Raw genomic sequence first — 9,705 nt, 5'->3', positions numbered from 1 at the left:
GCAGTTACACAGAATCTGTTACAGGCTCTTCATAAACGATAGGCGTGTACCGTAATTTAGTGTCTTAATTACGGTACGTTAATATATCTAGATCAGAACCTTATATTCATTAACCATTGTTCTCAACGAGCACCTTAAGGTTTTCAAGTCCCATTTCGAAGTCGGGCCCAATCATGCTGTCCATCATTAAGACAAAAAGTTTGTTTATTGGGTTATTATCAACAGAGCCTTCATCTCTCCAAATTACTGTAGAACCATTATCTGTAGACTCAATTTCAACCACACCTGATGAGCCCATGTCAAACTCAGGGAAGTATAAGCGATAGAGAACACGTTTATTGTGTTCTAGTTGCGTAATTTCCATTTCACCATTGCCTTCTGTCTCGCTTTTCCATTCCGAGCGCATGCCAATTGCTCTGTCGGGACCAGAATAGTCAAGTTTCATACTTGGGTCACGTTTGAACCACACGCCCCATTTTTGCCACTCTCTTAAATCCACCACATACGGATATATTTCAGATGGCTGAGCATCAATATTGACTTTCCTTTCTACACTGTAATCATTAGGAATAAAAAAGCTTGTAACAATAGACAATAAAATTACAGCTCCCACGACAACTAATAGTTTTTTTAACGCTCCCATCTGACACTCCAAGACAAATTAACGAACTAAATATAACATCTAATTAACATTTGTCACCTATCGCTGCATTGACCTCTTTTTTGATCTTTGCGTTAAATAGACACCCATCGCAACATTTTCATCGCAATTGCCTACATTAATGCTGAGTCAAACTATTTATATTTTATAGTGGATGTCTCTTTAAAAATTAGATAACCCCGAACTACCGTTAACACCATAATTGAGCGGGTGTCTTCTACGTATTTTGAAATTTAGATCATATTGACTATTCTTATCTCACAACAACAAGGCACCAAGGCATTGCTCGAAGCAAATATCATTATGCGTTTGCACCGTTGGATGGGTGTCTTCCTTAATTTATTTCTCAATTTATATTTTACTTATTTCATGTAATAGAGCGTGGGTGTCTTTTTTAGGATTTTTATAATCGTTTTGATGATTAAAGTTGAACTTATGATGGGTGTCTTGTTGAGAAAATTCGTACCAGTCACATAAATTTAAAAAATTTAACTATTTCATCACAAAGCAAGAAAATCCGGCTGTTATTATAAAATATCTTGTGTAATATGGGTTTAGGTTATCAGGAAAGTCTGTTCATACGGGCCTATCATGCATAGCGCACTCAATCGCAACACTTCGTTTTCTTTTTATATTTCTATCGATACACAGTTGTCGCATTTTTACAGGAGTTTATAGGAAATGGCAGATCAAAGCTCTCGTTACATCAGTAACCTTACTCGCGATACATATGCGCTTATTCTCGCTGGGGGCAAAGGTTCAAGATTACACGAGCTCACTAACTGGCGAGCCAAGCCTGCGCTTTATTTCGGCGGTAAATTTAGAATCATCGACTTTCCTCTATCAAATTGTGTTAACTCAGGGATAAGACGAATTGGCGTAGTAACACAATATAAGTCTCATTCACTTATTCGTCACCTTGTTAGAGGTTGGGGGCATTTCAAAAAAGAATTGGGTGAATCAGTAGAAATCCTCCCCGCCTCACAGCGCTTTTCTGATAGTTGGTACGAGGGCACGGCCGATGCGGTTTTTCAGAATATTGACATCATTCGCGACGAACTTCCCAAGTACGTTATGATCCTTTCCGGCGACCATATCTATCGTATGGATTACGGTGATATGCTTGCGAAGCACAAGGAATCTGGCGCAAAAATGACGGTTTCATGTATGTCCGTACCGCTAGAAGAAGCGGCAGGCGCTTTTGGCGTGATGTCTGTAGACGAAAATTATCGTATCAACGGTTTTGAAGAAAAACCATCCAACCCTACGCCGTTGCCTAATGATCCCACTCGTTGCTTAGCGTCCATGGGCAATTATGTATTCGACACAGAATTTTTGTTCGAACAGCTCAGAGTAGACTCTGAAAACATGGGCTCTCAGCGTGACTTTGGTAAAGATATTATTCCTTCAATCATTGCTGACCACCCGGTTTACGCCTATCCATTTGAAAAAAGCGGTGGCGATAACGCTTACTGGCGTGACGTAGGTACCATTGATTCTTTCTGGGAAGCCAATATGGAAATGGTGGCGCCAGTACCTCAGCTGAATTTATACGATAGAAAGTGGCCCATATGGACCTATCAAGAGCAACTTCCACCAGCAAAATTTGTCTGGGAAGACCACGACAGACGAGGTGAGGCCATTAACTCTGTCGTTTCAGGCGGCTGTATTATATCCGGCTCTACACTGCGCTCTTCTATTTGCTTTTCTAATGTTCGAGTACATTCTTACGGACTTATTGAAGATGCGGTTATTCTTCCTGACGTAGAAATTAAGCGCCATTGTAAATTGAAAAAAGTTATCATAGATCGCGGCTGTGTGATACCCGAAGGAACTACGATTGGTTACGATCATGAGCAAGATAGAGCGCGAGGTTTCCGCGTTTCTGAAAAAGGTGTAGTACTGGTAACCCGCGAGATGCTGGGGCAGCCTGTAGGTGGCCTTAGCAAGTCAACAAAGCAAAGTTGATAGTCGCGTCAGCGAGTTAATCAGATTGATATTGGCCCTTACACCAATATCAATCTCCCCATCCAGGCTAAGAGCAAATAAAAGCACTGACCAACCTTAATCTCTCACATCATTTCGCTGCACTGATAACCTAAACCAATACGCAAAACTTAACCCCTAATAACTACTCCGCACTATTCCACTGCTCTAGCGTTTGCTCTATAAAGCTGGCAACTTTCTCAGGATGCTCTAACGGGAACATATGGCCACCTTCTAAAACTACATGTTCAATCGCATTATGCTTCATAAGGCGTGAATACATTTCAGGTTTACATACATTACTCTTGTTACCCGTCGCCAATATTGCCGGGCACTTCAGCTTGCCCTTATATTTTCCCAAGTTGTGAGGAACATTGCGGAATAACTCTGCTTCTACATCAGCTCGAAACGTAAGCGATATTTTTTCACCTTTCACCGCTGTCACAGATTTGACGTAATCGCGAACACATCGCTTATCCATATCCCTGAAAAGCGCTTTTCCATGAAAGTATGACACCATATCCGTGTTGCTTGGCCAACTGGTATTGCGCGTCTGCGCTAGCTTTGCCGGCGTCAATTTATTAATTAACGGCGTATGTTTTGCGAATTTGAAAAAGTAACTAAGCGGACCAACCACTAACGGCGGGTCGAATAAAATAACGCCTCTGAATAATTCAGGTGCCTCGCACGCAGCCATATAGGTAATTACAGCACCAAATGAATGTCCGATCCCATAAACACCGCGAGCATCGGTATTCTCTCTTTTTATATGTTTGATTAACTCTTGAACTTGGTTGCGCCAGTTGCCATTTACCGGAAGCAGAGGGTCGTGACCAAAACGATCAACATGCAAACGGTTAAAGTGGCTAGGTAGCGCTGAAAACATGGCATTATAGCTTCCTGCAGGAAACCCGTTCGCATGGGCAAAATGAAAACTCAACTCGGTCGAGGACACCAACATACTCCTTAAAACTCAAACAATAAAGGGGCTTTAAATCAGCCCCTTAACATGATAGTTCGATATTACTATAAGCCATTGGCTTCTGCCATTTCCCAATCTTTCACTATCTTAGTGCTTGTCCATAAAAATACGGCAATAGAGATAGCATAGGGTACGACTAAGTAGATCAGTGCTTGTCTCAAAGCTTCTGTCTCGCCCAGTGATGGAACCAGTGATTGACTAATTATTCCTGTCAGTGTGGGCCCGCCGCCCAATGCAATAATGTTCAAAACAAAGAAGAACAGTGCCGTCGACATCGCCCTAACATTAACTGGTGCAAGCGTTTGTGCCATCGCAAAACTCGGCCCTAAATAAGAGCCACTCGTAAATAGCAACAATGCCATAAGCCCTACCGACAACCATAAATCTTGCACCTGTAATGATGCATACAATGCAGGAACTCCAATAATAAGGGCAATGGCTGGTAACAAGGCATACGCTTTCTTGTTATGCTTCCCCCATCTGTCAGCAATGTAGCCGCCAAGCCATACACCCAGTGCATAGGCTGTTCCGTTTATGATGCCAAATACAATAAGCAGTTGTGTAATATCCAACCCTGCAAACGCGCGCACGTAGTAATCAATAACCCACGTCGATATCGCATAGTTACCGAACGAGCCAAAAGATATACCAAGCGCCATTCCCCACCATGTTGGAATTTTCAGCAGCATTTTCAAAGAAGACTTTACGCTTGGCTTGTTAGCTTCAGCGGCCGTTGGCGCTGAGACCGTTCTTGCAGGCTCTTTAACCGTAAGCTTTAACAAGATAGCAAGCAACACACCGGGTATACCAACACTATACATCACCGTACGCCAATCGGCTGAACCACCCTGTAGAAAAAATGCTGAGGCAAAAAACGCCAGCATTACACCAAACGGAATACCTAAAGAATATATTGCAAGCGCACCAGCGCGTTTTTCTTTAGGGAAAAGGTCAGAAATAATGCTGTGTGACGGTGGACTTCCCCCGGCCTCGCCAATCCCCACGCCGATACGTGCAATAGCAAGTTGCATATAGTTTGCTGCCAAACCAGACGCAGCAGTAAAACCACTCCAGAGCGTTAGAGAAATAGCGATAATATTCACTCGGCTGTAACGGTCGGCGAGCCAAGCGATTGGTATGCCCATCACCGTGTATAGAAGCGCGAAATATATGCCTTTAAGCCATCCGAGTTGGGCGTCATCTAATCCCAAGTCAGCTTTTATAAAAGGCGATAATATCCCAATAATTTGCCTATCAATAAAGTTAAAGGCGTATACCAAGGTTAATATGAATAGAACGTAATTGCGGTAACTTCTAGATGCTCCGGCTTCACTAGCTGGAATACCTTCAACGTGCGTATGGGCCATAACAGTCCTTTTAAGTGACGATAACTCCAGTCTACGCACTAGGTAAAAAAATAAACAACTAATTGTTACTTATTTGTTAACATAACGAAAATTTCTAACAGAGGCTTTTCGTTCTATAGCGCTTGAGGTAGGATGATACCCACTCAACTCATCAGACCAGATGCACAGCTATGACAGTAGATGAATTACTCAATATTCCCCAATTATCACAAACATCGGAAAACACTTGGAAGGTTGATGGGCTCGTTATTCCTAAAACCTGGGGACAAGGAAGAACCGCGTTTGGCGGCATCTCTGCCGGTATGTTATACACGGCAGTAAAGCAACAAGTTACTGATAACCGCGTTTTACGTTCGTTTACTACAAATTTTGTCGGCCCTCTATCTCTTGAATCCCCCTTTTCTATCGAAGTTACCCTTTTAAGAACAGGGAAAAACGTCTCACAATATACTGCACATGCCATTCAGGAAGGCAAAAGCTGTGTTTTCTCACAAGCTTGCTTTGGCGTGGCGAGAACTTCAGGTATAAGCGTTAAGAATACAGAAAAGCACGATATGCCTTTACCTAGCAAAGCAAAATTCATCCCGCAGATACCAAAAGTAACACCGAAGTTCTTGCGCTACTTTGACTTAGCTATTGAAGATGGTGGTATACCATTTACCCGACGAAAAACCAGTCATTACCACGGCTTCATGCGATTTAAGCAAGCACCAGAGGCCATAACTGATGCACACATCATTACCATGATAGATGCATGGCCGCCCACGCTTTTACAAATGATGAAATTGCCAGCTCCTGCTAGCACCGTGAGCTGGAATTTAGAGTTCATTCATCCTCATAAACCGGTGAGCCCCACAGATTGGTTTGGTTACAAAGCGCATACCAGACAGGCGGCAGATGGTTATGGCCACACAGAGGCGACGATTTGGGACAAAGATAACGAAGTCATTGCAATTAGCAGACAAACCGTAGCGATTTTCGATTAATCACTACGGCAATGGCTTCTGTCTAAGCCGTAAAGCCTAGTAAAGCATAAACGCGTTAGGGTTAAACAGTGAGATAACTGATATACATTGTAAATTGGTTATATCTAGCGCGTCTTCCAAATCTTCACGTTCGAGCGATAGCGCTTCGTGAAGTTCAGGTTTCAAGTTGTGATAGCTTGGGTAGATTTCCGGATTTACGTTATCTAACGCTAACACATAAGACAGTTGAAGAATTTTCTCTTCTATACCCGTTACCGCGTCTTCGCCTCTATGAATGCTGGCAATAGGCGAGTAAATCGAGCTAGGGATACCCCACTTTTCTATCAGTCTTGCAGACAGCTCTGTGTAGGTGAACCCTAAAACGCCAAATTGAAGCTCCGCAGGGCTTACACGGGTATTAAATGCCTGACAACGAGTAGCGGATTCGGGCATGACCGAAACCGTTACCAGTTCTCCTATGTTGTGCAGCAATCCTGATACGAAAAGACGCTCTGGCTCACGAATATTGCGCATGTCGGCAAAGTACTTCGCAAGCAGTCCGCAGGAAACGCTTTGTTCCCAGAACTTGTCTAGGTCTATAGATTGACCGTCGACGTCACTAAATGCCTGACTGACACCATACGCAAGCGCAAGGTCGTACGTAGAGCGGGTACCTACAACTTGGATGGCTCTGGTTACCGTGTCTATTTTATTGGGGAAGCGATAAAGCGCCGAGTTTGCCACTCTGAGTAATTGCGTAGCCAATGACGGGTCGAAAGCAATGATGTCACCAATGTCGTCAATGCTTGAAGCTTCATCATCCATACAAGCTTTAAGTCGAGTTACCGAATCAGGTAACACAAAGAGGTCTTCCGCTTTCGAAACTAATTCATCTAAATTCATTCGTGCACTCTCTTCAATGCAGCTTTTGTGATCATCGTGTTAAGGCACCTCCATTTGCCTTACTCTTGTAAGGTATAGGCGGTAAAACCTAAGAGGTCAATTATTATCACCTAGTAAAAAAGTATGATTTCTTTACTAATCAGAAAGTTAAAAAAACATAATTGAACCGTTTTTCATTACTACTCATTGGCTAGTATAAGCCTTTTGTCCAAATTTGAGCATTATCAATTATGCCAATACCGTAGACTGTGAAAATATTTAAGCGTTCCCTAACCCGCTCGGAAACTCGTGTATTATAACGAGCCGCGTGTTATTACCTAATCAAAGTACGATTTCTAAGAAAAACTTAGGGTAACTACCTACAAGAATTAGAAATTCTAAGGAGCACACCTTTAAAGTAATGACAGTTGCAATTTTGTGGTAGCATCTCGTGCGTAAAAACCGTGTTGTTCCCCCTATTTCTTTACGTAAAAGTTGTAATATCTACCATGTTAAATGTTGTCGTCATTGGTTATGTATGGCCCGAGCCAAACTCCTCGGCTGCCGGGCAGAACATGCAGTCTATTATCGAACGTTGCTTAGCGGCTAATTTCAACGTAACGTTTTTAACAGCTGCCACGGATAGTGAACATAAAGCAGATCTTGAAGCAACCGGCGTAAGTGTAAAGCCCATAGCGTTAAACTGCAGCTCGTTTAATACCCTTTTAGCGCAAATATTGCCGGATGTCGTCATCTTCGACCGCTACATGACAGAGGAGCAGTTTTCTTGGCGTGTGAAAGAGGTTTGCCCCAATGCTCTTCGAATTCTTAATACCGAAGACCTTCACAGCCTCCGCCAAGCAAGACACGATGCGGTAAAACAGCACGGTGACGCCCGTCTAGCGCAACTTAATACCGAACTCGCACAGCGGGAAGTCGCTGCCATTATACGAAGTGATCTCACCTTAGTGATTTCAAAACGAGAAATGGCATTACTGAAAGAACATTACGCAGTACCAGAATCCCAGCTTCAGTATCACCCGCTTGCCGTTGGGAAGTCTATTAACCCTGCTCCATCGTTTGAGGAACGCTCAAACTTTGTTCATATTGGCAATTTCCGTCACGCGCCAAATTGGGATGCGGTCTTGCAGCTAAAGCAACACCTATGGCCTTCAATAAAAAAAGCGCTGCCCCATGCCGAGTTGCATATATACGGCGCCTACCCACCGAAAAAAGCGACACAGCTTCACAACGAGAAACAAGGCTTTTTAGTAAAAGGATGGGCAAAAGATGTTGAAACGGTAATGGCAAACGCTAAGGTGCTGATAGCTCCATTGCGATTTGGCGCAGGAATAAAAGGAAAGTTACTTGATGCGATGCGCTGTGCCACACCAAGTATTACAACCTGGATAGGTGCAGAAGGTATTATTTCAAATGATCAAGTTCTTGATACTGATGAAAGCGCAGATGCGAGGCCGTGGCCCGGTGCTCTTTGCAGCACGCGCATATCCGAATTGAACGCAGTGCAGGACTATGTTGATAAAGCCATCGCCCTCTATAACGATGAAAACAATTGGAATTTGGCGAGTGAAATGAGCAAGAGCGTGCTTAGCTCATTCGAAAACAATCAGCCAGATGTGCCATTCATTGAAAGGATGTGTGACTTACAGCAAACTCTAGACAAGCACAGAAGCAGTTTGTTTATGCAAAGTTTGTTGTGGCATCAAACGTTAACTGCGAGTAAATACATGAGCCAATGGATTGAAGCAAAGAACAAGTGAGTCGGAGTGTAAAGGAGGCACCTGCAGGCTCAGCGCCTAAATGCCCTTCAACCGAGAGATGACAGACTTTATCCCATTTCCGCGCGACTGACTAAGGTAACGCCCAAGTTGACAACGAGACAAATAATCTTCGAAATCGAAATTACGACGCTCCTCATCGGACAGTACATTGGCCTTTTCTAATAATACAGCAAGGACACCGCGGATAACTTTACTGGGCGAATATGCCATCAAGCTACTTTGTTCGGTGAAATAAGCCAACCACACAGGGCTTTCGCACCCAATAACGGCAGTATCGGAAGTACGTTCATCTTCAGGGAGAGGGGTTAAAGACTTGCCCGCTAGCATAAGCGTGCGCGTAAAATCATCCCACCCCTTTGAATTGGCAAGTGAAGAAGCCAGAGGAAGCAAGGTGTCATCCGTACTCATTTGCTAAACGCCCAGCTTAATTACCGCTTAGTTCAGAAGCCAAATCTTCTGCGGTCATTACAAGGTTTTCAACGTCACTGGTAGTTGGGAACATAACCAACTCCACACCGTTTTTGGTAAGGCCTGGCAACCAAGTTTGTGCAAATTCGTCAAGTGATACATTCACACACTGGCCTTCAATGTCGTTTATGTCTACAAACTTTTGCGCCAAATCGCGATGAGGAAAAACTGGTAACTGAACACTATCACCACCTTCGAACATTACGAAACCTTCAGTACCCTGTACCATCCATATTTCGTTTGCTTTTGCAATATAGCTAACAACAAGTTCTTGACGGTCTTCCGCATTTAGTTTCATGGCTTGTTCGATGACCGCATCGCTTAACTTGTCGGCAATTGTTTCTGGAAACACGTTTATTCACCTATCTCAAAATTTGCGGCAAGTATACCCTCCCCAGCACAAGGCGCAATGCAATAGTCGCCAAAATATTTCTTACAAAGACACCCATGCTAAAAAACCAGAGCTCCCTTACAAAGACACCCACCCTAACCACTCGCTCATAAAAAGTTTCGTTAAAACATAAACGGCTATTCAATTCCCTACCCGTTACACTGACACCCATGCTAAAGTTGTTTACTATCACGAAAAGTT

General features: G+C 43.3%; 9 protein-coding genes. 3 read left to right on the top strand and 6 right to left on the bottom strand.

Annotation, left to right across the window (positions count from 1 at the left end; genetic code table 11):
* Positions 1 to 109 precede the first annotated feature (109 nt).
* Positions 110 to 643 (bottom strand): SRPBCC family protein, encoded by a 534-nt coding sequence (locus ACX5KA_RS11425; protein ID WP_458731207.1) that lies wholly within the window; start codon positions 641 to 643, stop codon positions 110 to 112.
* 699 nt (positions 644 to 1,342) lie between these two features.
* Here ACX5KA_RS11425 and glgC point away from each other — a divergent pair.
* On the top strand, positions 1,343 to 2,629 hold the full coding sequence (gene glgC / locus ACX5KA_RS11420; protein ID WP_458731206.1) for a glucose-1-phosphate adenylyltransferase: 1,287 nt from the start codon (positions 1,343 to 1,345) through the stop codon (positions 2,627 to 2,629).
* Positions 2,630 to 2,792: 163 nt separating this feature from the next.
* Here the strand turns inward: glgC and ACX5KA_RS11415 are convergent, their stop codons facing one another.
* Together ACX5KA_RS11415 and ACX5KA_RS11410 are read right to left on the bottom strand one after the other, a co-directional pair.
* On the bottom strand, positions 2,793 to 3,602 hold the full coding sequence (locus tag ACX5KA_RS11415) for an alpha/beta fold hydrolase (protein ID WP_458731205.1): 810 nt from the start codon (positions 3,600 to 3,602) through the stop codon (positions 2,793 to 2,795).
* Between the two features lie 71 nt (positions 3,603 to 3,673).
* A complete protein-coding gene (locus ACX5KA_RS11410) occupies positions 3,674 to 4,996 on the bottom strand; it encodes a spinster family MFS transporter (protein ID WP_039223834.1) in 1,323 nt (440 codons plus the stop codon).
* 170 nt (positions 4,997 to 5,166) lie between these two features.
* Here ACX5KA_RS11410 and ACX5KA_RS11405 point away from each other — a divergent pair, with 170 nt between their 5' ends.
* Positions 5,167 to 5,982, top strand: coding sequence for an acyl-CoA thioesterase (locus tag ACX5KA_RS11405; RefSeq protein ID WP_458731204.1), 816 nt, complete (start codon positions 5,167 to 5,169; stop codon positions 5,980 to 5,982).
* A gap of 36 nt (positions 5,983 to 6,018) precedes the next feature.
* Here ACX5KA_RS11405 and ACX5KA_RS11400 read toward each other — a convergent pair whose 3' ends face one another.
* A complete protein-coding gene (locus ACX5KA_RS11400) occupies positions 6,019 to 6,864 on the bottom strand; it encodes an HDOD domain-containing protein (RefSeq protein ID WP_458731203.1) in 846 nt (281 codons plus the stop codon).
* A 488-nt stretch (positions 6,865 to 7,352) separates the two neighbouring features.
* Here ACX5KA_RS11400 and ACX5KA_RS11395 point away from each other — a divergent pair, with 488 nt between their 5' ends.
* A complete protein-coding gene (locus tag ACX5KA_RS11395) occupies positions 7,353 to 8,624 on the top strand; it encodes a glycosyltransferase (RefSeq protein ID WP_458731202.1) in 1,272 nt (423 codons plus the stop codon).
* Between the two features lie 36 nt (positions 8,625 to 8,660).
* On the opposite strand, the gene ACX5KA_RS11390 is transcribed toward ACX5KA_RS11395, so the two are convergent.
* Together ACX5KA_RS11390 and ACX5KA_RS11385 are read right to left on the bottom strand one after the other, a co-directional pair.
* The gene (locus ACX5KA_RS11390) at positions 8,661 to 9,053 is read right to left on the bottom strand and encodes a SufE family protein (RefSeq protein ID WP_039223823.1); all 393 of its coding nucleotides are present in this window, start codon (positions 9,051 to 9,053) and stop codon (positions 8,661 to 8,663) included.
* Between the two features lie 16 nt (positions 9,054 to 9,069).
* Entirely contained in the window at positions 9,070 to 9,465 is a 396-nt protein-coding gene (locus tag ACX5KA_RS11385; RefSeq protein WP_039223819.1) for a DUF2750 domain-containing protein, read from the bottom strand.
* Positions 9,466 to 9,705: the final 240 nt, after the last annotated feature.

It is taken from the genome of Alteromonas alvinellae, assembly GCF_902705805.1.
The sequence above is the reverse complement of the archived record's forward strand: the minus strand, read 5'-3'. Positions and strand labels throughout refer to the sequence as shown.